29 protein-coding genes and 1 tRNA gene are annotated in these 22,947 nt (G+C 66.1%); 19 read left to right on the forward strand and 11 right to left on the reverse strand.

Annotated features, from left to right (window positions below; translation table 11 throughout):
- On the forward strand, window positions 1–570 hold a 570-nt coding region (locus ACU0BR_RS09585; protein WP_446156615.1), incomplete at its 5' end, for an adenosylhomocysteinase.
- Window positions 571–743: 173 nt separating this feature from the next.
- Complete coding sequence (locus ACU0BR_RS09590) at window positions 744–1,085, forward strand: DUF2853 family protein (RefSeq protein ID WP_446156616.1); 342 nt, start codon at window positions 744–746, stop codon at window positions 1,083–1,085.
- Window positions 1,086–1,131: 46 nt separating this feature from the next.
- Here the strand turns inward: ACU0BR_RS09590 and ACU0BR_RS09595 are convergent, their stop codons facing one another.
- The 4 genes from ACU0BR_RS09595 to tsaD are packed head-to-tail and all read right to left on the reverse strand — an operon-like array spanning window position 1,132 to window position 3,890.
- Complete coding sequence (locus ACU0BR_RS09595) at window positions 1,132–1,551, reverse strand: EVE domain-containing protein (RefSeq protein WP_446156617.1); 420 nt, start codon at window positions 1,549–1,551, stop codon at window positions 1,132–1,134.
- Window positions 1,551–1,826: a YciI family protein gene (locus tag ACU0BR_RS09600; RefSeq protein ID WP_446156618.1), complete on the reverse strand. Its 276-nt coding sequence runs from the start codon at window positions 1,824–1,826 to the stop codon at window positions 1,551–1,553. The genes ACU0BR_RS09595 and ACU0BR_RS09600 overlap by 1 nt, the downstream gene beginning before the upstream one ends.
- Window position 1,827: 1 nt before the next feature.
- Window positions 1,828–2,805, reverse strand: a complete 978-nt coding sequence (locus ACU0BR_RS09605; protein WP_446156619.1) for an NAD(P)H-dependent glycerol-3-phosphate dehydrogenase — start codon at window positions 2,803–2,805, stop codon at window positions 1,828–1,830.
- Window positions 2,802–3,890 (reverse strand): tRNA (adenosine(37)-N6)-threonylcarbamoyltransferase complex transferase subunit TsaD, encoded by a 1,089-nt coding sequence (gene tsaD, locus ACU0BR_RS09610; protein ID WP_446156647.1) that lies wholly within the window; start codon window positions 3,888–3,890, stop codon window positions 2,802–2,804. The genes ACU0BR_RS09605 and tsaD overlap by 4 nt, the downstream gene beginning before the upstream one ends.
- A 117-nt stretch (window positions 3,891–4,007) precedes the next feature.
- Between tsaD and ACU0BR_RS09615 the strand changes: the two genes are divergently transcribed.
- From ACU0BR_RS09615 to ACU0BR_RS09645, 7 genes are all read left to right on the forward strand, one after another.
- On the forward strand, window positions 4,008–4,709 hold the full coding sequence (locus ACU0BR_RS09615) for a uroporphyrinogen-III synthase (RefSeq protein WP_446156620.1): 702 nt from the start codon (window positions 4,008–4,010) through the stop codon (window positions 4,707–4,709).
- Window positions 4,710–4,815: 106 nt separating this feature from the next.
- Entirely contained in the window at window positions 4,816–6,330 is a 1,515-nt protein-coding gene (locus ACU0BR_RS09620) for a hypothetical protein (RefSeq protein ID WP_446156621.1), read from the forward strand.
- A 10-nt stretch (window positions 6,331–6,340) separates the two neighbouring features.
- The gene (locus tag ACU0BR_RS09625) at window positions 6,341–7,909 is read left to right on the forward strand and encodes a heme biosynthesis HemY N-terminal domain-containing protein (RefSeq protein ID WP_446156622.1); all 1,569 of its coding nucleotides are present in this window, start codon (window positions 6,341–6,343) and stop codon (window positions 7,907–7,909) included.
- 57 nt (window positions 7,910–7,966) lie between these two features.
- Window positions 7,967–8,042, forward strand: a tRNA-Thr gene (locus ACU0BR_RS09630).
- Window positions 8,043–8,159: 117 nt separating this feature from the next.
- The gene (locus ACU0BR_RS09635; protein ID WP_446156623.1) at window positions 8,160–8,855 is read left to right on the forward strand and encodes a DUF4396 domain-containing protein; all 696 of its coding nucleotides are present in this window, start codon (window positions 8,160–8,162) and stop codon (window positions 8,853–8,855) included.
- 322 nt (window positions 8,856–9,177) lie between these two features.
- Complete coding sequence (locus ACU0BR_RS09640) at window positions 9,178–9,918, forward strand: cytochrome c biogenesis CcdA family protein (RefSeq protein WP_446156648.1); 741 nt, start codon at window positions 9,178–9,180, stop codon at window positions 9,916–9,918.
- Between the two features lie 59 nt (window positions 9,919–9,977).
- A complete protein-coding gene (locus tag ACU0BR_RS09645) occupies window positions 9,978–10,412 on the forward strand; it encodes a hypothetical protein (protein ID WP_446156624.1) in 435 nt (144 codons plus the stop codon).
- On the opposite strand, the gene ACU0BR_RS09650 is transcribed toward ACU0BR_RS09645, so the two are convergent.
- Window positions 10,400–11,182, reverse strand: coding sequence for a fumarylacetoacetate hydrolase family protein (locus ACU0BR_RS09650; protein WP_446156625.1), 783 nt, complete (start codon window positions 11,180–11,182; stop codon window positions 10,400–10,402). The two genes, ACU0BR_RS09645 and ACU0BR_RS09650, sit on opposite strands and share 13 nt — an antisense overlap.
- 135 nt (window positions 11,183–11,317) lie before the next feature.
- Here ACU0BR_RS09650 and ACU0BR_RS09655 point away from each other — a divergent pair, with 135 nt between their 5' ends.
- The 8 genes from ACU0BR_RS09655 to ACU0BR_RS09690 all read left to right on the forward strand — a co-directional run bounded on the left by ACU0BR_RS09655 (window position 11,318) and on the right by ACU0BR_RS09690 (window position 17,635).
- The gene (locus ACU0BR_RS09655; RefSeq protein WP_446156626.1) at window positions 11,318–12,112 is read left to right on the forward strand and encodes a S49 family peptidase; all 795 of its coding nucleotides are present in this window, start codon (window positions 11,318–11,320) and stop codon (window positions 12,110–12,112) included.
- The gene (locus tag ACU0BR_RS09660; RefSeq protein WP_446156627.1) at window positions 12,113–12,298 is read left to right on the forward strand and encodes a hypothetical protein; all 186 of its coding nucleotides are present in this window, start codon (window positions 12,113–12,115) and stop codon (window positions 12,296–12,298) included.
- Between the two features lie 3 nt (window positions 12,299–12,301).
- On the forward strand, window positions 12,302–13,264 hold the full coding sequence (locus ACU0BR_RS09665; protein ID WP_446156628.1) for a calcium/sodium antiporter: 963 nt from the start codon (window positions 12,302–12,304) through the stop codon (window positions 13,262–13,264).
- 10 nt (window positions 13,265–13,274) lie between these two features.
- Window positions 13,275–14,054, forward strand: a complete 780-nt coding sequence (locus ACU0BR_RS09670; RefSeq protein ID WP_446156629.1) for an SDR family oxidoreductase — start codon at window positions 13,275–13,277, stop codon at window positions 14,052–14,054.
- Window positions 14,055–14,379: 325 nt separating this feature from the next.
- On the forward strand, window positions 14,380–16,251 hold the full coding sequence (uvrC, locus tag ACU0BR_RS09675; RefSeq protein ID WP_446156630.1) for an excinuclease ABC subunit UvrC: 1,872 nt from the start codon (window positions 14,380–14,382) through the stop codon (window positions 16,249–16,251).
- A 17-nt stretch (window positions 16,252–16,268) separates the two neighbouring features.
- Window positions 16,269–16,940, forward strand: a complete 672-nt coding sequence (pgsA, locus tag ACU0BR_RS09680; protein ID WP_446156631.1) for a CDP-diacylglycerol--glycerol-3-phosphate 3-phosphatidyltransferase — start codon at window positions 16,269–16,271, stop codon at window positions 16,938–16,940.
- A complete protein-coding gene (gene moaD, locus ACU0BR_RS09685) occupies window positions 16,937–17,185 on the forward strand; it encodes a molybdopterin converting factor subunit 1 (protein WP_446156632.1) in 249 nt (82 codons plus the stop codon). Before pgsA ends, moaD begins: the two co-directional genes overlap by 4 nt.
- A 3-nt stretch (window positions 17,186–17,188) precedes the next feature.
- Entirely contained in the window at window positions 17,189–17,635 is a 447-nt protein-coding gene (locus ACU0BR_RS09690) for a molybdenum cofactor biosynthesis protein MoaE (RefSeq protein WP_446156633.1), read from the forward strand.
- Between the two features lie 56 nt (window positions 17,636–17,691).
- On the opposite strand, the gene ACU0BR_RS09695 is transcribed toward ACU0BR_RS09690, so the two are convergent.
- From ACU0BR_RS09695 to ACU0BR_RS09710, 4 genes are read right to left on the reverse strand one after another with little or no spacing between them, the layout of a single operon-like run.
- Window positions 17,692–18,972 (reverse strand): molybdopterin-binding protein, encoded by a 1,281-nt coding sequence (locus ACU0BR_RS09695; protein WP_446156634.1) that lies wholly within the window; start codon window positions 18,970–18,972, stop codon window positions 17,692–17,694.
- Window positions 18,969–19,466: a molybdopterin-guanine dinucleotide biosynthesis protein B gene (gene mobB, locus ACU0BR_RS09700; RefSeq protein WP_446156635.1), complete on the reverse strand. Its 498-nt coding sequence runs from the start codon at window positions 19,464–19,466 to the stop codon at window positions 18,969–18,971. Before mobB ends, ACU0BR_RS09695 begins: the two co-directional genes overlap by 4 nt.
- Window position 19,467: 1 nt before the next feature.
- Window positions 19,468–20,085 (reverse strand): molybdenum cofactor guanylyltransferase MobA, encoded by a 618-nt coding sequence (gene mobA / locus ACU0BR_RS09705; protein ID WP_446156636.1) that lies wholly within the window; start codon window positions 20,083–20,085, stop codon window positions 19,468–19,470.
- Window positions 20,082–20,954, reverse strand: a complete 873-nt coding sequence (locus ACU0BR_RS09710; RefSeq protein ID WP_446156637.1) for a formate dehydrogenase accessory sulfurtransferase FdhD — start codon at window positions 20,952–20,954, stop codon at window positions 20,082–20,084. The genes mobA and ACU0BR_RS09710 overlap by 4 nt, the downstream gene beginning before the upstream one ends.
- A 70-nt stretch (window positions 20,955–21,024) precedes the next feature.
- Between ACU0BR_RS09710 and ACU0BR_RS09715 the strand changes: the two genes are divergently transcribed.
- Window positions 21,025–21,759, forward strand: a complete 735-nt coding sequence (locus ACU0BR_RS09715) for an AzlC family ABC transporter permease (protein ID WP_446156638.1) — start codon at window positions 21,025–21,027, stop codon at window positions 21,757–21,759.
- On the forward strand, window positions 21,756–22,115 hold the full coding sequence (locus ACU0BR_RS09720) for an AzlD domain-containing protein (protein WP_446156639.1): 360 nt from the start codon (window positions 21,756–21,758) through the stop codon (window positions 22,113–22,115). Before ACU0BR_RS09715 ends, ACU0BR_RS09720 begins: the two co-directional genes overlap by 4 nt.
- A gap of 4 nt (window positions 22,116–22,119) precedes the next feature.
- Here the strand turns inward: ACU0BR_RS09720 and ACU0BR_RS09725 are convergent, their stop codons facing one another.
- Entirely contained in the window at window positions 22,120–22,713 is a 594-nt protein-coding gene (locus ACU0BR_RS09725; protein WP_446156640.1) for a hypothetical protein, read from the reverse strand.
- A 72-nt stretch (window positions 22,714–22,785) separates the two neighbouring features.
- Window positions 22,786–22,920: an aa3-type cytochrome c oxidase subunit IV gene (locus ACU0BR_RS09730; RefSeq protein WP_446156641.1), complete on the reverse strand. Its 135-nt coding sequence runs from the start codon at window positions 22,918–22,920 to the stop codon at window positions 22,786–22,788.
- Window positions 22,921–22,947: the final 27 nt, after the last annotated feature.

Raw genomic sequence — 22,947 nt, forward strand, 5'->3', positions numbered from 1 at the left:
ACCGAGGTCGATCCGATCTGCGCGCTGCAGGCCGCGATGGACGGGTTCGAGGTTGTCACGCTTGAAGACGTGGCGGCCAGCGCCGACATCTTCATCACCACCACCGGCAACCGCGACGTGATCCGGCTGGAGCACATGCGCGAGATGAAGGATATGGCCATCGTCGGCAACATCGGCCATTTCGACAACGAAATTCAGGTCGCAAGCCTCAAGAACCACAAATGGACCAAGATCAAGGATCAGGTGGACATGATCGAAATGCCCTCGGGCAGCCGCATCATCCTGCTTTCCGAGGGCCGCCTGCTGAACCTGGGCAACGCCACCGGCCACCCGTCCTTCGTCATGTCCGCGTCCTTCACCAACCAGGTGCTGGCGCAGATCGAATTGTGGACCAAGGGCGACCAGTACGACAACAACGTCTATATCCTGCCCAAGCACCTGGATGAAAAGGTCGCGCGGCTGCATCTGGACCGGATCGGCGTCAAGCTGACCAAGCTCGACAAGGCGCAGGCGGATTACATCGGCGTGACCGTGGAAGGCCCCTACAAGGCGGAACACTACCGCTATTGAGGCGGCGCTTTTGACCGGCGCCCGCGCCGGATTCGACCATGACAAGAAACGCCCGGCATCGCGTCCGGGCGTTTTTTCTTTGGCCCCGCCTTTCCCGCCATTACGCTTTGCCGAGCACGGCCGCGCCGCCACGGATCGCAGCGGGGCCGGTTCAACAGCAGGAAGGTCAAGACATGGGAAAACGCGAAGAGCTGATTGGGCGCTACGCCGACGATCTGGAAAACAAATGCGGGATGACGCCCGACATGGACCTGCTGCGCAAGGTCACGATCGGCTGCGGCCCGTCGATCTACAATGCCGACAGCTCCACCATCGCCGCCTCCCAACCCGGAGAGCTGGAGACCGTCAAGAACAACTTCCTCATCAAGAAACTCGGTCTGAGCGACGGGCCTTCCCTGATGGATGGCCTGAACAAGGCGATCGAGACCTACGGCCAGTCGGAGCGCAACAAATACCGCCCGGTGGTCTACTACATGCTGACCAAACATTTCGGCAAGGAAAGCGTCTACGGCTGAGCCCTGTCGCACGTGAAACACCGGGGCGGCCCAACAGGGCGGGGTGTCAGTCTGGCAGGCCGCCCAGCTTTCGGATCACATGCCACTCGGCGGGGGTGACGGGCTGCACCGACAGGCGCGAATTGCGCACCAGCACCATGTCCGACAGCGCTGCCGTGTCCTTGCAGGTCTGAAGCGTCACCGGACGCGGCAGCGACGCCACCGCGCGGATGTCCACGCATTCCCAGCGCGGATCGTCCGCGGTGCTGTCGGGGTGGATCGTGGCGCTGACCTCGACGATGCCGACGATCGCCTTCTCGGACTGCGAATGATAAAAGAAGCCCAGATCGCCAAGGGCCATTTGCCGCATCATGTTGCGCGCCTGATAATTGCGCACCCCGTCCCATTCCTCGCCGTCCCGCCCCTTTGCGAGCTGATCCTGCCAGGACCAGGTCGAAGGTTCGGATTTGAACAGCCAATAGGCCATCAGCCCACGACCTTGTTCCAGCCATGCATCTCGACGGAGGCGAACAGCCCCGCCCGCGCATAGGGGTCGCGGTCGGCCCAGTCCCGGGCTTGTTCGCGGTTTTCGACGTCCAGCACCAGCAGCGATCCGATCATCGCGCCGTCGTCGTCCAGCAGCGGACCCGCCAGCGCGACCGTCACGCCGCCGGTTTCCAGATGGTCAAGATGAGCCTTGCGATTGGCCTTGCGGATCTCGAGCGAGCCCGGTTTGTCCTTGGCGATCAGGGCCACAAGCATGTCATTCTTCCTTCAATGGGCGCGCGAGCAGATGCTCCGCGGCCTGTTTCAAATCCATTCCGCCGCTCAGCACGGTGTCGACGAGCGTGGTGATCGGCAGATCCAGCCCCTCGCGCTGCGCCAGGCGCGACACGGCGCGCGCCGTCGCCCTGCCTTCGACGGTGCGCTGCGTCTCGAGCGGCTCGCCCCGGCCCAGCTGAACGCCGAAGGAAAAGTTGCGCGACAGGGCCGAGGTGCAGGTCAGCACCAGATCGCCGAATCCCGACAGCCCTGCCAGTGTTTCGGGCTGCGCGCCGCGCCATAGCGCGAAGCGCTGCATTTCCGCGAACCCGCGCGTCATCAATGCAGCGCGGGCGCTTTCGCCCATGCCGGCCCCGATGGCCATGCCGCAGGCGATGGCCATGACGTTTTTCAACGCGCCGCCCATTTCCGCGCCGGCCATGTCGGTCGTCCGATACAGCCGCAGAACCGGCGTCGACAGCGCCTGTTGCAGCGCCGCCCCCTGCGCCGCGTCCGCGCAGGCCAGCGTCAGGGCTGTGGGCAGGCCGCGCGCGATGTCGGCGGCAAAGCTCGGGCCGGTCAGCAGCGCGACGACCGCCTCGGGGCAGGCGGCACGGATCACGCCGCTGGGGCCGAGCCCGCTGTTCAGGTCGACACCCTTGCAGCACGCCACCAGCCGACGCGCGGACAATTGCGCACCATGCGTCTCGAGAAATGGTGCGACGGTCTGCGCGGGAAGCGACACCAGCAGGATATCCGCCGTTAGGTCCGACAACCTGTGGCTCGCCGTCAGGCCGGACGGCAGCGCCACGCCCGGCAGACGCTTCGCGTTGACACCGTCGGCCTGCATCGCGGCGATCTGCGCGCGGTCGCGCGCCCAGATCGTCACACGGACCCCGGCATTGGCCAGCGCGATGCCCAATGCGGTGCCGAATGCGCCGGCACCCAGGATGTCGACGGAACGCGTGGCGGTCTTCATGCTTTCGCTCCCTTCTTGCCCGATCCCAGAAGGGCGGGGCGGATCTGATCGAGCGGCCAGCGTGGCCGCGGGGTCAAATCGGAAGGCGCCACCGCGCCCGCGCCGATCTTCTCGATCCCGGCCCAGGCGATCATGGCCGCGTTGTCGGTGCAATACTCCAGCGCGGGTGCGACAAAGGTGCGGGATCTCGCGGCGGCAAGCCGTTTCAGCCCGCCGCGCAGCGTACCGTTCGCCGCGACGCCGCCCGCGACCGCCAGCGCGGGCGCCGCGCCGGTGATCGCCTCAGCCAGATCCAGCGCACGGGCGGTCTTTTCGACCAGCACATCGTGTACCGCCATCTGGAAGGATGCGCACAGATCGGCGCGCGCCTGCAGGGGCAGGCCGCCGCCGTTTTCCGCCACAACCTGATCGCGGGCGCGCATCAGGGCCGTTTTCAGCCCCGAAAAGGACAGGTCGCAACCCGGCCGGTCCAGCAGCGGGCGGGGCAGGGGGAACCGCTCCGGCCGACCTGCGCGGGCCTCCGCCTCGACCGCGGGGCCGCCGGGCTGCGGCAGGCCGAGGATGCGCGCGGTCTTGTCGAACGCCTCGCCCGGGGCATCGTCGATGGTGCCGCCCAGCCGACGGAACTGCGTCGCGCCCTCGATCAGCAGGAACTGGCAGTGCCCCCCGGAGACCAGCAGCAACAGATAGGGATAGTCCAGAGCGTCGGTCATGCGCGGGGTCAGCGCGTGACCGGCCAGGTGGTTCACCCCCACAAGCGGCAGGCCGCTGCCCGCCGCCAGACCGCGCGCGCACATCACGCCCGACATCACGCCACCGATCAGGCCGGGGCCGGATGTAACGGCGATGGCATCCATCTGCGGCAGCGCAAGCCCGGCCCGCGCCAGCGCCTCCTCGACGCAAAGGTCGAGCTTTTCGGCATGGGCACGGGCGGCGAGTTCGGGCACGACGCCGCCGAATGGCGCATGCAGCGCGGCCTGCCCGTGCACGACCGAGGCCAACACCCGGGCGCCGCCATCCGCGCCGCGCCGGACCACCGCGGCGGCGGTGTCGTCGCAACTGCTTTCCAGCCCCAGAACGGTCATTACCGATGCCACCGGGATCTCCACCCCATTGCCCTGACTTGAGGCGGCAGGTAACACCAAGCTATCGGCACACACAATCCCGGCGGTTTCTTGGAAAACACCCCTCCTGTCCTTCTGATGACCCGGCCTTTGGGGCAGTCGCGCGGCTTTGCCAGATCGCTGCGCCGCACGTCCAGAGGGGGTTTCACCGCCGTCATCTCGCCGCTGTTGCGCATCGTGCACGTCCGGCCGAAGCAGATCCCCTTGTCTGAGACGCTTATTTTCACCTCGGCCAACGGGGTCGCGGCCTTCGCGTCGCTCGAACCCGCGCGCGACCGGGTGGCCTATTGCGTGGGCGACCGCAGCGCCGAAGCCGCCGCCGCCGCCGGGTTTCGGGCCGTCGCGGCGGAAGGGAGTGCGAATTCGCTCGTCCGCATGGTGATCGACCGCGCCCCGGTCGGCCCGCTGCTGCATGTCACCGGCCGCCACACCCGCGGCCGGGTCGCCGAAAGATTGCAAGAGGCCGGGCTGAAGGCCGTGGCACTTGCCGTCTACGACCAAAAGCCCCGCCGCTTGAGCGCCGAGGCGCTCGCCGCCCTGCATGGCTCTGCGCCCTGCGTGGCCCCGCTGTTTTCCCCCCGCAGCGCGGAACTTTTCCTGGCCCAGCTGCACGAACATGTGCCGGAAACCGGCCGCCTCAGGCTGGTCTGCATGAGCGACGCGGTGGCCCAGATCGTCGCAGGGGGGAACTTTGACGCGGTCGAAATCATTGCACGTCCGGATGCGCCAGCTATGTTGAAGTCTGTCCGGTCCATGCTGGGCCTCGATCCGGCCGATTGATTACTGTCCGGCACCAAGATGCAGAGCGAAGGAAATATTTGTGGCCCGGTCTAAGAATTCCCGTAGCAAGCCCAGCGGTTCAAAGGCGACAGACGTAAATTCAGACATGGCCGGCGATCAGCCCGTCACCCGTGAGGAAGAGCCCCTGTCCCCGGATGACCGGGTTCCCCAGGGCGCGGAGGCCGACGCCCGCACCGAAGGCCCCGAGGCCGGGGAAAAGCCGGCCGACCCCGCGGCAGAGCCCGACCCCGCGGCAGAGCCCGATGGCGCGGATCAGCCCCCGGTTTCGCGCGACGCGGCCACCGGCGATCCCGCCTCGCCCTTCGTCGACATCCCCCCGAAGGAAGAGACCGCCGACAGCGCCCCGGTGGACGGGGCGTCCGGCGGCGACACGCCGTCCGAGCTGGACACCCCCGGCGCCGATCCGCGCCCCGAGGACGACGCACCGGCCGGCACGGGGACGGATGGCGCTGCGGAAACGACCGCCGCCGATGCTGCGCTGGCCGCTGAAACGGTCGAGTTCTCGCATGATGCGGGCGATTCCGAACCCGCCGGATCGCCCCCCGAAGTTTCAAACGCCGAGCCTTCGACGCCGTCCGCCGCGGCACCGCCGAGCCACACGGTCGAGCGGCGCGGCGGGGTCGTGCCGATGATGCTGGGCGGACTGGTCGCGGGCGGCATCGGTTTCGCCGCCGCCTACATGATTCCCCCCGACACCACGCGGACCGACAGCCTGGCCGCCGCGCTGAGGGAAACGCAATCGCGGGAAAGCCAGCTTTCGGACCGGCTGTCCGAGCTGTCCGGGCAGCTTGCGGCCTTGACCAGCCAGACCGAACAGGCAAGCAGCACCTCCGATCAGAGCCTTGCGGCGGTCGACGATCAGCTTTCGGCGCTGGGCCAGCGCATCCAGAAGATCGAGCAGCGCCCGATTGCCGACGCGGGCGCCGAGGTGCAGGCGGCGATGGAAAGCTACCGCGCCGATGTCACCGCCGCGCGCGGCGCGCTCGACCGGCAGGCACAGCAGATCGCGGCGCTGCGAAATGACCTCGACACGCTTTCCGCCAGCCTCGACCAGCGGTTGGCGCAGGCCGATGCCCTGTCGAAGGATGCGGAATCCGCGAAGCAGGCCACCCGGGTTCAGGCCGCGATGAACGCGCTGCAATCCGCACTGGATACCGGCCAGCCCTACACGCCGGAACTTGAATCCGCGCAGGCGCTGGTACAGACCCCGGTGCCTGACGCGTTGCAGGCGAATGCCGCCGACGGGGTCGCGACACTGGCCGCGCTGCAGTCAAGTTTTGCGCCCGCGGCACGTCAGGCGTTGCAGGACGCCGTCAAGGCGGAGGCGGGCAGCGCGCCGATGGATCGGCTCAAGGCCTTCATCAAGACGCAGACCGGCGTGCGTTCGCTGACCGCGCGCGAAGGGTCGGGCGCCGATGCAGTCTTGTCGCGCGCCGAGGCCGCGCTGCGCGACGGCAACCTCGAGGCCGCCCTGGCGGAGCTTCAGGGATTGCCGGACGCCGGACGTATGCGCATGGCCGACTGGATTGCCCGGGCGCAGGCCCGGCAGGCGGCGCTTGCCGCTTTCGACGAATTTGCCGCCGGCACGACTTCAAACTAAGGACGCCCTGATGCTCTGGTCCCTGATCAAAATTATTCTGTTCGTCGCCGCGCTGGCCGCCCTGACGCTTGGCGCGGGGTATCTGCTGGAAACCTCCGGCGGGATCCGAATCGCGGTGGCCAACACCGAGCTCAACCTGGGGCCGTTGCAATCCATCGTCGCCGTGCTGGTTCTGATGGTGATCTTGTGGCTGGTGTTCAAGCTGGCCGGCCTGCTGGTGGCGTTCCTGCGCTTTCTCAACGGCGACGAGACCGCGATCACCCGGTATTTCATCCGCAACCGCGAACGCAAGGGATTCAACGCGCTGGCCGAGGGGCTGATGGCGCTGGCGGCCGGTGAGGGGCGCGTGGCGATGTCCAAGGCGGCCAAGGCCGACCGCTATCTCAACCGTCCCGACCTGACCAACCTCATCACGGCCCAGGCGGCGGAAATGACCGGCGACACGCGCAAGGCGCAAGAGGTTTACAAGAAGCTTCTGCACGACGAATCCACGCGGTTCGTGGGCGTGCGCGGCCTGATGAAGCAAAAGCTGGCCGAAGGCGACACAGACACCGCCATGAAGCTGGCCGAAAAGGCCTTTGCGCTGAAACCCCGGCATGAGGAAACACAAGACACGCTGCTGTTGCTTCAGGCCGATCGTGGCGAATGGGCCAAGGCGCGCGAGACATTGAACGCGAAGCTCAAACACGGATCGCTGCCGCGCGACGTGCACCGGCGCCGCGACGCGGTTCTCGCCCTGTCGCAGGCGCGTGATCTGCGCGCCCAGGACCGCATGGCGGAGGCCGATCAGGCAGCGATTGAGGCCGACCGCCTCTCGCCCGAGCTGATTCCCGCCGCCGTGATGGCCGCTCAGGCGCACATCCGTCAGGGCAAGCCCAAATACGCCGCGCGCGTGATAAAGACCGCCTGGGAACGGCAGCCGCATCCCGATCTGGCCGCCGCCTTTGCCGAAATCGCACCCGATGAGACGCCCGATGCCCGGCTGAAGCGCTTCGGCACGCTGACGAGGATCAATTCGGGCGATCCCGAAAATCGCATGTTGCAGGCGGAGCTCAACATCGCGGCCGAGGATTTCCCGGCAGCCCGGAGGGCGCTCGGGGATCTGGCAACCAGCGATCCGACCGCGCGCTCCCTGACCATCATGGCCGCGATCGAGCGCGGCGAGGGGGCTGACGATTCGGTCGTGCGCGGCTGGCTGACCAAGGCGCTGACTGCGCCGCGCGGTCCGCAGTGGGTCTGCGAAAACTGCCACAGCGTGCACACACGCTGGGCGCCCGTCTGCGAGAATTGCAGCAGCTTCGACACGCTCAGCTGGAAACGCCCCGCACATAGCGAAATCGCGATGCCGGGCTCCACCGAGATGCTGCCTTTGATCGTGGGCAGCATGGGAAACCGCGCCGATATCGTCGCGATGCCGACAGGCGTGGCGCCCGCCCCTTCGGACGGCGACGGAAGGCAAGGCCAACCCGCGCCGGAAGACGCCGAAATCCTGGCGCCGACAGACGGCCCGGCCGACGGTTTGACGGGCGAAGTCGTGATTGCGGACGCTGCCGGGGATGACAGCCGGAAATCACGGTGAGGCGCGGTGCGAAGGCCGCTTGTAATGGACGGAAACCGCTGCTAATCACCCCCGCAAGCCCCAATAGCTCAGTTGGTAGAGCAACTGTTTCGTAAATAGTAGGTCGGCGGTTCGAGTCCGTCTTGGGGCACCATTTCCAGATACCGCGAAAAAATCCACCTTGCCGGGCGGGAAGGTTTTGGAACTAGTTTCCGCTGCCTTCTGTTTTGTCCGGAGGGGACATTTCCCCCTTTGAAATGCGGAGCGGATCATGTGGGATTTTCTTTATTTTCTGGCTGAACCCTGGTTCGGCGTGTCTTGGTTCGGGTTCGGTATCCTGGCGGCGGCCTGGGCGCTTTGGGATATGCTGAGGGTCAATACGGCCGTCAACGCACCGCTCAAGGCCGCGTGGCCCATCATCATCTTTTTCTTCTCGATCATTGGTTTGGCCCTTTACTTCATGACGTGCAGGCCCGTCGGCATCGCCGGGATGAGCGACGAGGAGAAAAAGAAAAAGCACCACGAGTACGTCAATGACATGGGCAAGAAGACGACCGGCGCGTTGATCCACTGCGTGGGTGGCGACGGCTTGGGCATTGTTACCGCGATGATCGTGCTGCGCCTGATGGATGCGTCTTTCTGGGTGGAATTCTGGGTGGAATACGCCGTGGGTTTCGCATTCGGCTGGTTCATTTTCCAGCTCTGGGCGTTTCTGTCGATGGGCGAGACGTTGGGCATCGCGCTGCTGAAGGCGTTCCGCGCCGAATTCTTCTCCATGCTTTCGGTGATGACGGGCATGGGGTTGGTGATGGCCTTCGTCACGCCCGCCGTGCTCGGAGAATCGCCCAAACCCTATACCTTCGCTTTCTGGGGGTTCGCATCCTTGGGCCTGCTGGTGGGCGCGATCCTGACCGTTCCGGTGAACTGGGCGCTCATCAAGCTGGGATGGAAACACGGCATGTCCTGACGCCCGGGCGGGACAGATCGGCGCACCCCCCGCGGGTCAAGCGATCGTGTCTTGCGTCGGCGAGGGGGTGATCCGCTAGAGTGCGGCGGCCATGGGGCGGCCGACAGGAAAGGTGGTTTTTTGTCTTGACCCTCCAGCAGGCGGAACATGCATTCCTGCACCGCAAACCGGGGTCGCACAGGACGGCAGGCCGAAACGAACGACAGCCTGTTGGCCGGGACCGGCAGGCGGGGCACTAATCGGGGACAGACATTTTGCGAAAAGAATCCGGGCGCATGAAAGCGCCCTGTGAACGGGCCGCACCGGCCGGGGCACGCCCATGGTGACGGAATTGTCGGGCATCGGCCTGCTTGCCGCGTTTCTGGCGGGGTCGATATCGTTTCTTTCGCCCTGCGTGCTGCCCCTCGTGCCGGGGTATGTCTCCTATATCGCCGGGCAGCCCGGTCTGCGCAGCACCAGCCGGGTGGGAATGCGCGCGCGGCTGAGCGCGCTCGGCCTGAGCGTCTGTTTCATGTTCGGCTTCTCGACGGTCTTCGTGGCGCTCGGCGCGGGGGCGAGCGCGCTCGGCTCGCTGCTGCTGAGCTGGCGGACGGAGCTGAACTATCTGGGCGGTGCCGTCATCATCGTCTTCGGCCTTTACATGCTGGGCGCGTTTCGCATCAAGGCGTTTGCCTCGGACACCAGGTTCAACCTGGATGTCCCCGGCGGCCGACCGATGGGCGCCTATGTGCTGGGGCTGGCGTTTGCCTTTGGCTGGACCCCCTGCATCGGTCCGATCCTCGGGGCCATCCTGACCGTCAGCGCGACCAGCCAGGGGTATTCCGACGGGGTGTGGCTTCTTGCGATCTATTCGCTGGGGCTGGGCGTGCCGTTCCTGCTGACGGCGCTGTTCACCGACGTATTGGCGGCGCGTATCCAGCGCATCGGCAAGCTTGGCCGGTGGCTCTACAAGGGCGCGGGGCTGGCGATGGTCCTGATGGGGCTGGCGGTGATGACCGGCCAGCTATCACGACTTGCTTACTGGATGCTCGAAACCTTTCCCGTGCTGTCCACCATCGGATAAAGCGCGATCCGAGATCGAGAACACCGGCCCGGGGCCGAAATGAGAAAAGGAAGATTCGCATGAATCGGATGATCGTGATTGGCGGCGTGGTTGCCGTCGTATTGGTTGGCGCGGTTTACTGGATGGCGGCGCCCGCCCCCGACAAGCCCACCGATCCCGATGTGCTGTCGCTGAACGGGATTCACACCCACGCGCAGATGGAGATCTACGTGAACGGCGTGCAAAAGGGCATTCCGGCCAACATCGGTATCAGCGACAGCGGCGCCATGGCGGGGATGCACACGCATGACCCCGACGGCACCGTGCACATCGAACTGGCCGGAAAGGTCACCCGCGACGACACGACCGTCGGCAAGTTCTTTGACGTCTGGGGCAAGAAATTCGACGCATTCGGCTCAAAGTTGCGGATGAACGTGAACGGCACGCAGAACGAGGATGGCGCTGCCTATCAGATGCAGGACGGCGACAAGATTGTGTTGAGCTATTTTCCCTGAGTGCGGAACGACTTCGGGAAATCCGCCGTCAGCGCGCCCAGGCCCTCGATCCGGGCACTGATGTCGGTGCCCGGTGGGACGTAGGGCAGGCCGTTCAGCGACCCGGTGATGACCACATCACCTTCCTTCAGGCCGCCGCAATGGGTTCCGACATACGTCACGAGCCTGCACAGGTTGTCAAAGGCGTTGCCGCCCGGCACCTCGGCCCTGCCGTTCAGGAAATCGGCGCCGCCAAAGCGCAGCCGGGCAGCGGCGCCGGTCAGATCCAGATGCTGCCAGTCGGCGAGCGGCTCGCCGACGATGAGACCGCCGTTGATCTGGTTGTCGGCCAGCGTCAGCGCGGGGGTCGCGTGACCTTCGGCCAGATTTTCGGCCAGCCGGGTTTGCACCAGCTCGATCACCGGCACCAGCGACACCGCGTCAGCCAGCGCCGCGTCATGATCGGGCGCGTCCGCGTCCGGCAGCGGCCCGGTGATCACAAAGCCGAACTCAAGCTCTATGCCCACAGGTTCCGACGCGGCGATTCGTCCGGGCGCATGCTGGATGTCGGCGCGGAAGATCGGCGCCAGGATGACGGGCTGTCCCGGTTTGCACGCGACCTTGAACCCGCCGACGGGGCCGATGGCCCGCGCGACCTGCGCCTGGACGGGATAGGCGTCCTCCAGGCTCAGCGCGGCCATGGCCGCATCGGGAACCACCTTGGCGCCGCCATTGCGCGCGGCGATCAAGGCCTCCGCCAGTCTGGTGATCGTCTCGTTTCGGGTCGGCATCGGCGGCTCCTGTCCATGTCGCGGCGCGTATCGGGATCTACCCGTTTTCGCTTCTTGTAACAATCGTGCGGAACGTGCGGGCAGATCATCGGGGCGGGCTTGTTCTGCGCAGGGCGGAGATTTACATGCTATGGGATGATGCGCATGATCCCCTTCAGGAAATCCCGCCCCACGGTCGCCGTGATCCGTTTATCCGGCGTCATTGCGCAGACCCGCAACGGGCTGAGCGACGCGGCGCTCGCGCCGGTCATCGAAAAGGCCTTTCGCAAGGGCAAGCCCGCGGCGGTGGCGCTTTCGATCAGCTCTCCCGGCGGATCGCCGGTGCAGTCGTCGCTGATCGCCGCGCGCATCCGCAGGCTCGGCCAGGATCATTCCGTGCCGGTGGTGGCCTTTGTCGAGGATGTGGCCGCGTCCGGCGGCTATTGGCTGGCCTGCGCCGCCGATGAGATCCACGCCGACGAAAGCTCGGTCGTGGGTTCGATCGGGGTGATCTCCGCCAGCTTCGGCTTCGACCAGCTGCTGGAACGGCACGGGGTCAAACGGCGCGTGCACACCTCCGGCGCCTCCAAGAGCTTCATGGACCCGTTCCTGCCCGAAAACCCCGAGGATGTCCGCCGCCTGAAGGCGTTGCAGGAGCCCATCCACCGCGCATTCATCGATTATGTAAAGGCGCGCCGCGGAACCCGGCTGACCCAGGATCAGCCCCTGTTCGGCGGAGAGATCTTCGTCGGGCGTCAGGCGCAGGAGGCAGGGCTGATCGACGGCATCGCGCATCTTGTGCCCGCGATGCGGCAGCGGTTCGGAGAGAAGGTGCGGTTCCGCCGTTACGGGCCCAAAAGGGGGCTCTTGTCGATGTTCGGGGCCCATCTTGCCGAAGGTGTGGCGCAGCAGGCGGCGGAACGTGCCGCCTACGCCCGGTTCGGGCTTTAGATGATCGTCAAGATCGTCACCCTGTTCCTGGTGGGAATTGCCGTTCTCGCGATGTTCGGCAAGTTTCGCGTGCCGGGCAGCGATGCGGCCAGGCGGCTGGCGCAGAGGCGGCCCGGCAAATGCCCGCGCTGCGGGCGCTACAAGCTGACGCGCGGCCCCTGCGATTGCCGCAAGATCCAGGGCTGAGGCATGGAAATCGCGCTCGCCCTGGCCGGTCTGGTCATCTTGCTCGTGTCCGGCGATCTGCTGGTGCGCGGTGCGGTCAACCTCGCGCTGCGTCTCGGGCTGCCCGCGCTGATCGTCAGCCTGACAGTGGTGTCCTTCGGCACCTCGGCGCCGGAGCTTTTGATTTCGGTGCAGGCCGTGCTGGATCAGGCGCCGGGAATCGCCATCGGCAACGTCGTCGGCTCGAACATCGCCAATGTGCTTTTGGTCCTGGGCATTCCGGCGCTGCTGTCGCCGCTGCACAGCAGCGGCTGCGACGTGCGCCGCAACTACCTTTACATGCTGGGCGCGACGCTGCTGTTCGCGGCGCTGGCGGTGCTGGGCCCGATCGGCTGGCCACAGGCGCTGATCCTTCTGACGGGGCTGGCGCTGTTTCTTGGAATGACCTTCCGTGCCGCGCGTCATCATCGCAGGGCGGACGCGGCGCAAGGCGCCGCTGACGAGGATGACACCGCCGAGCTGGAGGGTGCCGACCCGGCGATGCCCGGATGGCGGGTCGTGCTCTATCTGGTGCTCGGGCTGATCGGCCTGCCGCTGGGCGCCGATATCCTGGTCGAAAGCGCCGTGACGATCGCGCGCGATTTCGGCGTGTCCGAATCCGTCATCGGCCTGACGATGGTGGCGGTCGGCACCTCGATGCCCGAACTCGCGACGACGGTGATGGCCGCGCTGCGCCGGCAGGCGGACGTCGCGCTGGGCAATGTGATCGGGTCCAACATCTTCAACCTGCTGGCGATCATCGGTATAACGGGTCTTGTGGGCACCGTTCCGATCCCGCCCGAAATGCTTCGGCTGGACATCTGGGTGATGCTGGCCACCGCCTTGTTGCTGATGCCCTTTGTCTATCTGCGACAGGATATCGGGCGGCGCTGGGGCGCGGTTCTGACAGCGCTTTATGTCGGCTATGCGATGCTATTGTTGAGCTGAGGAGGACGCGATGAAAAACGCCCTGGTCACGGGCGCGGGCAAACGACTGGGCCGCGCCATGTCGTTGATGCTGGCCGAACGCGGCTACAACGTCGCCATTCACTATGCCTCCTCGGAAGAGGCGGCCGAGCAGACCGCGCAAGATGCCCGCGCGCTGGGCGTCGGCGCCGCGACGCTGCAGGCCGATCTGCTGTCCGAGGACGCGACGCAAGGCCTCGTGCAGCGTGCGGCCGAGGCCCTGGGCGGGCCGCTGAGCGTCTTGGTCAACAACGCCTCTGTGTTCGAATACGACACCATCGAAAGCGCGGACAAGACCAGTTGGGACCGCCATATCGGGTCCAACATGCGCGCGCCTTTCGTTTTGACGCAGCAGTTCGCCCGACAGGCACCGCCGCCTGCGATCGACGAGATGGGCGAGCCGGTCGCGCAGGCAGTGATCGTCAACATGCTGGATCAGCGGGTGCGCAAGCTGACGCCGGAATTCATGAGCTATACGCTGGCCAAGATGGGGCTGTGGGCGATGACCCGCACGACCGCGCAGGCGCTGGCGCCCGCCATCCGGGTCAACGCCATCGGCCCCGGCCCGACGCTGATCGGCGAACGACAGTCCGACAGACATTTCGCACGGCAGCGCCGCGCGACCGTTCTGCAACGTGGATCGAACCCGCAGGATATCGTCGCGGCGCTGGCCTTCATCCTCGACGCACCTGCCCTGACCGGCCAGCTGCTGTGCATGGACGGGGGGCAGCACCTTGGCTGGAAAACACCCGATATTCTGGGGCTGGATTGATCTGCCGCAGTCAGTTCCGTCGGGTTGCGGCTTGACTTGTCCACTTCGCCTCTGGCTGTCACATAACCGTTATGATTCCTCTAACCTTTTCAGCGCATTGGCCGAGGCGAAAAATAAACCTCTTTATTACAAGATGTTACGTTAGTGCCTAAAAATTAGGCAGATCGATGGAGCGCCTTACCAGCAAGGCTGAAGAGGTGTTAACAGAAACTTATCTTCAGGTTTATCCACAGAAGCCGTGGATTAGTTTTGTCTTGAAGCCATCTCGGGCAGCGTGCAGCCGGCCGGGTGGAATCACAGGTGCCACGAAAGGGGCAGCGTCGGCATGACGGAAACAAGCGAACCCTCGGACAGACCCACGGGCCACGCCTGTGTGCAGTCCTACCTGCGCACGCTGGACAACTCTCCGGGGGTGTACCGCATGCTCGATGCCCAGCAGCGGGTGCTATACGTCGGCAAGGCGCGGAGCCTGAAGAAACGCGTCTCCAGCTATGCCAAGCCCACGGGCCATTCCGGCCGGATCCTGCGGATGATCCGCGAGACCGCCAGCATGATGTTCCTGACCACCCGCACCGAATCCGAGGCGCTGCTGCTGGAGCAGAATCTGATCAAGCAGCTCAAGCCGCGCTACAACGTGCTGCTGCGCGACGACAAGAGCTTTCCCAACATCCTGGTGGCCAAGGATCACGCGTTTCCCCAGATCACCAAGCACCGCGGCGCCAAGCGCGACAAGGGGGCCTATTACGGGCCGTTCGCCAGCGCGGGCGCGGTCAACCGCACGCTGAACCAGTTGCAACGCGTGTTTTTGTTGCGCAACTGTTCCGACAGCACCTTCGACGCCCGCACGCGGCCATGTCTGCTCTATCAGATCAAGCGGTGTTCCGCGCCCTGCGTGGGCCATATCTCGGCAGAGGATTACGGCGCTCTGGTGACTGATGCGGAACGCTTCCTTTCGGGCAAGTCCACCGATATCCAGGCGCATCTGGCGCGCGAGATGGAGGCCGCCAGCGCCGCGATGGAGTTCGAGCGCGCCGCCGCCCTGCGCGACCGCATCCGCGCGCTGACGCAGGTGCAATCCAACCAGGGCATCAACCCCCGCAGCGTGGCCGAAGGCGACGTGATCGCCCTGCACATGGATGGCGGGCAGGCCTGCGTTCAGGTGTTCTTCATCCGCGCCAATCAGAACTGGGGCAATCACGACTACTATCCGCGCACCGGCTCCGGCGCCGAGGAGGCGGAGGTCCTGCAAGCCTTCGTCGGCCAGTTCTACGCCGACAAGGAACCGCCGCGTCAGATCCTGCTGAGCCACGATCTGGAAGACCGCGAACTGGTGGCACAGGCGCTGTGCGAAAAGGCGGGCCGCAAGGTCGAGGTGATCGTCCCGCAGCGCGGCGAAAAGGCCGAACTGGTGGCCAACGCCCTGCGCAACGCGCGCGAAAGCCTTGCGCGCAGGCAGGCGGAAACCGCCACCCAGACCCGGCTGCTTGCGGATCTGGCCAAAGCGCTGGATCTCGACGCGCCGCCTGCCCGGATCGAGGTCTACGACAATTCCCACATCCAGGGGACCGACGCGGTCGGCGCGATGATCGTCGCGGGGCCCGAGGGGTTCATGAAGAACCAGTACCGCAAATTCAACATCCGCGGCGATGCGCTGACCCCGGGCGACGATTTCGGCATGATGAAGGAAGTGCTGACCCGCAGGTTCAAACGGTTGCTCAAGGAAGACCCGGATCGCGAGAACGGCACCTGGCCGGATTTGCTACTGATCGACGGCGGCGCCGGTCAGGTCAGCGCCGTGCGTGGGATCATGACGGAAATGGGCGTGGGCGATATCGCGATGATCGGTGTCGCCAAGGGCGTGGACCGCGATGCCGGCAAGGAAGAATTCCACCGCACCGGCAAGCCGCCCTTCGCCTTGCGACACAACGACCCGGTTCTCTACTTCATCCAGCGCCTGCGCGACGAGGCGCACCGCTTTGCCATCGGCACCCACCGCGCCAAACGCGCGAAATCGAACATGAAAAACCCCCTCGACGAGGTTCCGGGCGTCGGCGCCGCGCGCAAGCGCGCCTTGCTCACCCATTTCGGCAGCGGCAAGGCCGTCAGCCGCGCGGGGCTGGCCGATCTCAAGGCGGTCGACGGGATCTCGGCCGCGATGGCGCAGACAATTTATGACTTCTTCCATGCCAGCGATTGACCGGATAGAACATTGCCATGACATGGACCCTGCCCAATATTCTGACCGTCCTGCGCCTGCTTGCCGCGCCCGGCGTCGCCGTCATGTTCCTCTATTTCGACAGGCCGCTTGCCGACTGGCTCGCGCTGATTCTCTTCGTCGGCGCGGCGATCACCGATTGGTTCGACGGCCATCTGGCACGGTCGTGGAAACAGGAAAGCAAGTTCGGCGCGATGCTGGACCCGATCGCCGATAAGGTCATGGTGGTCATCGCCCTTGTCGTCATCGTGGGAAATTCGGGCATGGTCGGCTGGCTGGTGTGGCCGGCGACCATGATCCTGTTCCGTGAGGTCTTCGTCAGCGGGCTGCGCGAATTCCTCGGTGCGCAGGCGGGCCTGCTGCGGGTCACGCGCCTTGCAAAGTGGAAAACCACCGCCCAGATGGTGTCCATCGCCGTCATCTTTCTGGGGACCGGGCTGGAACAGCTTCACCTCAACCTTTATTACGCCGCCGATCCGCGCGCCTACCAGGCCGCGCTCGACAACGGGGCGGCGGAATGGAACCCGATCTGGCTGTCGCTTCAGGGCGGCTGGTACGCGGGGCTGATGGGAATAGGCCTGCTGTGGATCGCCGCGCTGCTGACGTTGCTGACGGGCATCGACTATCTGCGCAAGGCGTTGCCCTTCCTGAGAGAGGAGCCAAAATCATGATCGACGTGATCTATTTCGCCTGGGTGCGCGAACGGATCGGAATGCCGTCCGAGCAGATCGAAACCGATGCCGCGACCGTCGCCGATCTGGTGGCGGAACTGCGGACGCGCGAAGAGCGCTACGCATTGGCCTTTTCCGACCTTTCCGCGCTGCGCGTTGCAGTCGATCAGGAGCTGCGCGATTTCGATGCCCCCATCGGCGCGGCGCGCGAAGTGGCCTTCTTTCCCCCGATGACGGGCGGCTAAGCCATGGCCGTGCGCGTTCAGGCGGAACCCTTCGATCTGGGCGAGGAAATGCGCCGCTTCGCCTCGGGCCGCAAGGATGCGGGGGCGATCGTCAGCTTCACCGGGCTGGTGCGCGATCTGCCGCAGACGCCGCTGCGCGAGATGGTGATCGAACATTACCCCGGCATGACCGAACGGGCGATCGGCGGCATGGTGGAAACCGCCACGGCCCGCTGGTCGTTGATCGACGCGCTGGTCATCCACCGCCACGGGGCCCTGGCACCGGGCGAGGCGATCATGATGGTCGCCACCGCCGCGCCGCATCGCGTCGACGCCTTCGAGGCGGCCGAATTCCTGATGGATTACCTCAAGTCCCGCGCGCCCTTCTGGAAGAAGGAGGTGACCGACAGCGGCGCGGATTGGGTCGCCAGCAAGGCCGAAGACGAAGACGCCCTATCGCGCTGGGATTGATCGCTAATCCGCGCCCTTCTTCCCGGCGCAAATACTCCCGCCGGAGGCACGCCGCCCTAAACGCCGAAGCCGCCATAGGGCAGGTAGCGCACCAGATCGCCGGGGCGCACATGTCGCGCGCCGTCGGCCAGTTCCACCAGCCCCTCGGCCCAGCTCAGCCCCGAGATCCGTCCCGATCCTTCCGAGGCGAAGACCTCCGCGCGGCCGTCGGCCGACAGCCTTGCGCGCAGATATTCCCGCCGACCCGGTTTCTTGCGCTTCTCGAAGGCGGCGGGCACGTCGAACGCCTGCGGCGTACACCAGCCCGCCCCAGCCAGCGTGGACAGGGCCGGGCGCGCGAAGATCAGGCTGCACACGAAAGCCGCGACCGGATTGCCCGGCAGCCCGAAGACCGGCACCCCCTTCCACAGTCCCAGCGCCAGCGGCCGACCCGGTTTGACCGCGATGCGCCAGCTGTGCAGCACCCCCGCGTCCTTCAATATCGCGGAGACATGATCCTCGTCCCCCGCGGACGCCCCGCCCGAGGTCAGTATCGCATCCGCCTGCTCCGAGGCCTCGTCCAGCGTGCGGCCCAGCCCGACCCGGTCATCCGCGCAATGTCCCAGATCCACCGGCTCATGATCCCAGCGTGCCATCAGCGACAGCAGCATGGGGCGGTTCGCGTCGAAAATCTGATCGGGCCGCGCGGCCTGTCCCGCAGGCACGACTTCGTCGCCGGTGGACAGCACGCCCACCCGCAGCCTGCGCCGCACCCTCAGCGTCGACAGGCCAAGCGCGGCCAGCAGGGCCAGATCGGGCGCGCTCAGGCGGCGGCCCGCGGCAAGCGCGACCGCTCCCGCCGCCACGTCCTCGCCCGCCTTGCGCGTGTTGGCGCCGCGCCTGAGCGGCCCGCGAAAGGCGATCCGGCCGCCGTCGGTGGTGGTGTCTTCCTCCAGCACGACGGTATCCACACCCTCGGGCAGCTGCGCGCCGGTCAGGATGCGGATCGCGTGCCCCTGGGGCACGGCGCCCGCAAAGGGCGCACCGGCGGCGGATCGCCCGGCCATCAGCGGCAGGGTCTGCGGCCCGTCGTCCGCCACCGCCTCATGGGCAAAGCCATAGCCGTCGACGGCGGAATTGGGGGCGGGCGGGTTGGATCGCAGCGCCACGCAATCGGAGGCCAGGATCCGTCCCAAGCCCTGCGAAAGCGGCACATCCTCGACCGGGGCGACGACGCTCAGCCCCTCGCGCAGCCGACGAAGCGCGTCGTCCACCGGGGTCCAGCTGACGCCGGGGGGCAGCGCGAAACAATTGTCGCGCAGCGGCGGCGGGACAAGCCTGCCGGGGCCGCCCGTCACAATCCGACCTCGGCCAGGATGAAATCGGCTATCGCCACCGTGTCATCCAGCTCAAAGAGGGGGCGGTCGGTCTCCACCGGCGTGTCGGCCGCCACCGCGCGCACGGTGGGATCGTCGGTGGCGATCAGCGGATTGCCCGTCTCGGCGCGAAACGCCTCTACCTTGGGGTGGGCGTCGCGCTTGTAGCCTTCCACCAGCACCAGATCGACGGGCGACAGCCGGTCCAGCAGCGCGGCCAGCGGCGGCTCCTGCTCTTCCTTCAGCTCATGCATCAGCGCCCAGCGGTTGCCCGAGGCCAGCAGCACCTCGCGCGCGCCGGCGAGGCGGTGCCGGTGGCTGTCCTTGCCGGGGTGATCCACGTCAAAGCTGTGGTGCGCGTGTTTGACCGTCGACACGGCAAACCCGCGCCCGGTGATCTCGGTGACCAGCCGTTCCATCAGCCCGGTCTTGCCGGCATTCTTCCAGCCCACCACGCCATAGATCCTGTGTTTCATGCTATGCCCTTGCCGATCCGCTCAGCGCGCGCGCGCGATCCATGTCCTGCGGCGTGTTCACGTTGAAGAAGGGGTCGAATGGCTCCGCGTCGAACCGGGCCAGTGCGGTGCCATGCCGGTCGGTCCAGGCGACGACCTTGCGCGTGCCCTGCCCGAGCGCCTGCCGCAGATCCTCGCGCAGGGCGACCGGCCACAGCCCGAAGGTCGGATGGCGCACCATCCCGCGGTCGGGGTCCGGCGTGGCGGCGAGCGCGATGGGGCGATTTTCCAGCTCCGACGCCAGTTGCAGGCGCGGGGTCAGATCGCAGGGAAAAAACGGTGTGTCCGCCGCCGCCGTCACGATATGGCTCGCCCCGTTTCCGGCAGCCCAATCCAGCCCGGCCAGCACGCCGGCCAGCGGGCCCGCGTAGCCTTCGATGCTGTCGGCAAGCACGGGCAGCCCGAAAGAGGCAAAGCGCCCCGCGTCGCCATTGGCGTTGAGCGCCAGCGCCTCGACCTGGGGCGACAGCCGTTCGATGACGAGCTCCAGCAGGGTCCGGCCGTTCAGATCCAGAAGGCCCTTGTCGCCGCCGCCCATGCGCGTGGCCTGCCCGCCGGCGAGAATGACGCCGTAAATCATCGCGGCTCCGCTCCCTTGCGTCGGTTCTTGCGCTCATCCGGCGCGACAGTGGCGGGGTCGGCGTCGAAGATCAACCGATCCTCGCCCGACAGGCAGATGAACCGCTGCCCGCGCATCCGGCCGATCACCGTCAGCCCGACCTGTCGCGCGATATCCACCCCCCAGGCGGTGAAACCGGACCGCGATGCCAGCACCGGAATGCCCATCATCGCGCATTTTATCACCATTTCGGACGTCAGCCGCCCGGTGGTGTAGAGGATCTTGTCCGCCGCGCCGACGCCTTCGCTGCGCATCCAGCCGGCGATCTTGTCGACCGCGTTGTGGCGGCCCACGTCCTCCATATAGACCAGCGGACGGTCCTGCGTGCACAGCACCGTGCCGTGGATGGCGCCCGCTTCCAGATAGAGGCTGGGCATCGTGTTGATCTGATGGGCCAGCGCGTAAAGCCAGCTGGTGCGCACCGGCGTCGCGGGCAGTTCCAGATCCTCCAGCCCCTCCATCATGTCGCCGAAGACGGTGCCGACCGCGCAGCCCGACGTGCGGGTCTTGCGCGCCAGCTTTTCCTCGTGATCGGTTTCGACCGCGGTGCGGACCACCACTGTCTCGAGCTCTTCGTCGTAGTCGATGCCGGTGACCTGGTCGGCGGGCTTCAACATGCCCTGATTGGTCAGGAACCCCAGCGCCAGATATTGCGGATAGTCGCCGATGGTCATCGCGGTCACGATTTCGCGCCGGTTCAGGAAAATCGTCAGGGGCCGTTCCTCGACCACCTTGAGGGGCTGGGCGGCGCCGGTGTGGTCTATTCCCGACACGCTGCGCGTCAGCCGCGGGTTCTGCGGGTCGGGACCGATCAGGGGGGGTGATGTCATGAAACTTCCGGCTTTCGGTGCAGCAACAGGAGCGTTATGCCTGAGCCGAGAGTGGCCGAGAGGAAACCGAGTGTCCAGAACGACCCGCATATTTTGGCAGGGCTTCCGCGACGGCCTGCCGTTCGTCCTGGTGGTCACGCCTTTCGGCGCGCTGTTCGGCGTCGTCGCGTCCGAAGCGGGGCTGAACCTGGCGCAGGTGATGGGATTTTCCGTTCTGGTCATCGCCGGCGCCTCGCAGTTCGCGGCGCTGCATCTGATGGTCGTCGAACATGCCCCCACGCTGATCGTGATCGCCGCCGCGCTGGCGGTGAACATGCGCATGGCGATGTATTCCGCCGCCCTGACTCCGCATCTGGGCGCGGCCCCGCTGTGGCAGCGCGCGCTGGCGGCTTATTGCCTGATCGACCAAAGCTACGCCACCGCCTCGATCCGGTTCGAGAAGGACCCGGGCATGACCATCGCGCAGAAGATGAGCTACTTTTTCGGCTGCGTCACGCCGCTGTTTCCGATCTGGTATGGCGCGACCTTCGCGGGGGCTGTGCTGGGCGCGCGCATCCCCGAGGCCTGGGCGCTGGATTTCGCCGTGCCGATCACCTTTCTGGCGATGATCGCCCCGGCCCTGCGCACCCTGGCGCATGTCGCGGCCGCGACGGTTTCGGTGCTGGTCGCGCTGATCTTCGCCTTTCTTCCCTATAACCTGTGGCTGTTGCTGGCGGCGCTGCTGGCGATGATGGCCGGCGCCGAGGTCGAACGGCAGACCACGCGCCTGCGGCGCCGCACCGGAACTTCGGGGTCCCTGCCATGACCAACCCTTCCGACGCGCTTGCTCAGACCCTGCCCGACAGCGTGACGACCTGGATCGTCATCATCGCGCTGGGGCTGGGGACCTATCTGATCCGGTTTTCGTTTCTGGGGCTGATCGGCGATCGAAAGCTGCCCGATTGGGTGCTGCGCCATCTGCGCTATACGCCCGTCGCCGTGATGCCGGGGCTGGTGACGCCGCTGGTGCTCTGGCCCGCGGCGACGGGCGGGCATCTGGACCCGGCCCGCATCTCGGCCGCCTTTGTCACGGTGGCCGTCGGCGTGCTCAGCCGGAACGTGCTGCTGTCGATCTCGACCGGGGCCGCGACGCTGTATCTCGTGATGTGGCTGGGCGGCTAGGAGGCTAGGTCTGCGGCGTCAGCAGCGCCTTGTTGTCATCGGAATCATTGTCGTAGATCTTGCGCGTCTTGACGCCCGGCAGCTTGGCGAAGGCCTTCATCGTCGTCACCGGAAAGAATGTCGTGGGCAATGATTCAAACCCCGGCAGCGTGTTCAGCACCGATGTCGTGTAGCGCGAGCAGAACGCCTTGGGCGCGGCGCCCTTGGCCTGGAACCGCCGGATCGCAAGATCCGCCACTTCGCGCGTAACCGGCACCGTCTGGATGACCAGATGATAGGTCACGCGGGCGTGGTAGTCGTAGTAGATATCCACCAGCTGATCGTTCATGCCGAAAAACATGTCGTAGCGTTCCGGCGCGGCGCGGTTGAACCAGGTGCCGGCCGGGTCCCAGAGAACACGTTGCGACCCGTTGATGATCAAGCCGGTATGCCCGCCTTCGCCCGAGCGATTGTTGATCGCCGTGACCAGCGTGATCGATGGCGGCTCGTCGCTGACGTAGCGCGCGCGTGCGACCTCGGCGTCGGTGGCATAGATCGCATCCGCGCCGCAGGCGGAAAGCACCAAGGGCAGTAGCAGCGAGAAGATGAAGGCGCGCATTGCGTTATCCTTGGTATGCGGGAACGCCGCCGCGAAGGCGGATTTCGTGCGGAAAGGCCGGATATGGCCGGATCAGGCGTTCACGAGCGCCAGCAGGATGAGCGCGGCAATGATCGCCACAACTGTCCATGTGACGAATTTCACAAAGGTTTCAAAGGTTTTTTCCTGAGCGGTGATATCCATCGACCCGTGCTTGTGTTCTGCCATGGCGAGGCTCCTTGTTTGTGTCGACCT

The sequence above is a fragment of the Brevirhabdus sp. genome, assembly GCF_052826345.1.

Coding starts and splice junctions, on each gene's coding strand:
- ACU0BR_RS09590 (WP_446156616.1), top strand. CDS start 744: ATGGGAAAACGCGAAGAGCTGATTGGGCGCTACGCCGACGATCTGGAA.
- ACU0BR_RS09595 (WP_446156617.1), bottom strand. CDS start 1,551: ATGGCCTATTGGCTGTTCAAATCCGAACCTTCGACCTGGTCCTGGCAG.
- ACU0BR_RS09600 (WP_446156618.1), bottom strand. CDS start 1,826: ATGCTTGTGGCCCTGATCGCCAAGGACAAACCGGGCTCGCTCGAGATC.
- ACU0BR_RS09605 (WP_446156619.1), bottom strand. CDS start 2,805: ATGAAGACCGCCACGCGTTCCGTCGACATCCTGGGTGCCGGCGCATTC.
- tsaD (WP_446156647.1), bottom strand. CDS start 3,890: ATGACCGTTCTGGGGCTGGAAAGCAGTTGCGACGACACCGCCGCCGCG.
- ACU0BR_RS09615 (WP_446156620.1), top strand. CDS start 4,008: ATGACCCGGCCTTTGGGGCAGTCGCGCGGCTTTGCCAGATCGCTGCGC.
- ACU0BR_RS09620 (WP_446156621.1), top strand. CDS start 4,816: ATGGCCGGCGATCAGCCCGTCACCCGTGAGGAAGAGCCCCTGTCCCCG.
- ACU0BR_RS09625 (WP_446156622.1), top strand. CDS start 6,341: ATGCTCTGGTCCCTGATCAAAATTATTCTGTTCGTCGCCGCGCTGGCC.
- ACU0BR_RS09635 (WP_446156623.1), top strand. CDS start 8,160: ATGTGGGATTTTCTTTATTTTCTGGCTGAACCCTGGTTCGGCGTGTCT.
- ACU0BR_RS09645 (WP_446156624.1), top strand. CDS start 9,978: ATGAATCGGATGATCGTGATTGGCGGCGTGGTTGCCGTCGTATTGGTT.
- ACU0BR_RS09650 (WP_446156625.1), bottom strand. CDS start 11,182: ATGCCGACCCGAAACGAGACGATCACCAGACTGGCGGAGGCCTTGATC.
- ACU0BR_RS09655 (WP_446156626.1), top strand. CDS start 11,318: ATGATGCGCATGATCCCCTTCAGGAAATCCCGCCCCACGGTCGCCGTG.
- ACU0BR_RS09660 (WP_446156627.1), top strand. CDS start 12,113: ATGATCGTCAAGATCGTCACCCTGTTCCTGGTGGGAATTGCCGTTCTC.
- ACU0BR_RS09665 (WP_446156628.1), top strand. CDS start 12,302: ATGGAAATCGCGCTCGCCCTGGCCGGTCTGGTCATCTTGCTCGTGTCC.
- ACU0BR_RS09670 (WP_446156629.1), top strand. CDS start 13,275: ATGAAAAACGCCCTGGTCACGGGCGCGGGCAAACGACTGGGCCGCGCC.
- uvrC (WP_446156630.1), top strand. CDS start 14,380: ATGACGGAAACAAGCGAACCCTCGGACAGACCCACGGGCCACGCCTGT.
- pgsA (WP_446156631.1), top strand. CDS start 16,269: ATGACATGGACCCTGCCCAATATTCTGACCGTCCTGCGCCTGCTTGCC.
- moaD (WP_446156632.1), top strand. CDS start 16,937: ATGATCGACGTGATCTATTTCGCCTGGGTGCGCGAACGGATCGGAATG.
- ACU0BR_RS09690 (WP_446156633.1), top strand. CDS start 17,189: ATGGCCGTGCGCGTTCAGGCGGAACCCTTCGATCTGGGCGAGGAAATG.
- mobB (WP_446156635.1), bottom strand. CDS start 19,466: ATGAAACACAGGATCTATGGCGTGGTGGGCTGGAAGAATGCCGGCAAG.
- mobA (WP_446156636.1), bottom strand. CDS start 20,085: ATGATTTACGGCGTCATTCTCGCCGGCGGGCAGGCCACGCGCATGGGC.
- ACU0BR_RS09710 (WP_446156637.1), bottom strand. CDS start 20,954: ATGACATCACCCCCCCTGATCGGTCCCGACCCGCAGAACCCGCGGCTG.
- ACU0BR_RS09720 (WP_446156639.1), top strand. CDS start 21,756: ATGACCAACCCTTCCGACGCGCTTGCTCAGACCCTGCCCGACAGCGTG.
- ACU0BR_RS09725 (WP_446156640.1), bottom strand. CDS start 22,713: ATGCGCGCCTTCATCTTCTCGCTGCTACTGCCCTTGGTGCTTTCCGCC.
- ACU0BR_RS09730 (WP_446156641.1), bottom strand. CDS start 22,920: ATGGCAGAACACAAGCACGGGTCGATGGATATCACCGCTCAGGAAAAA.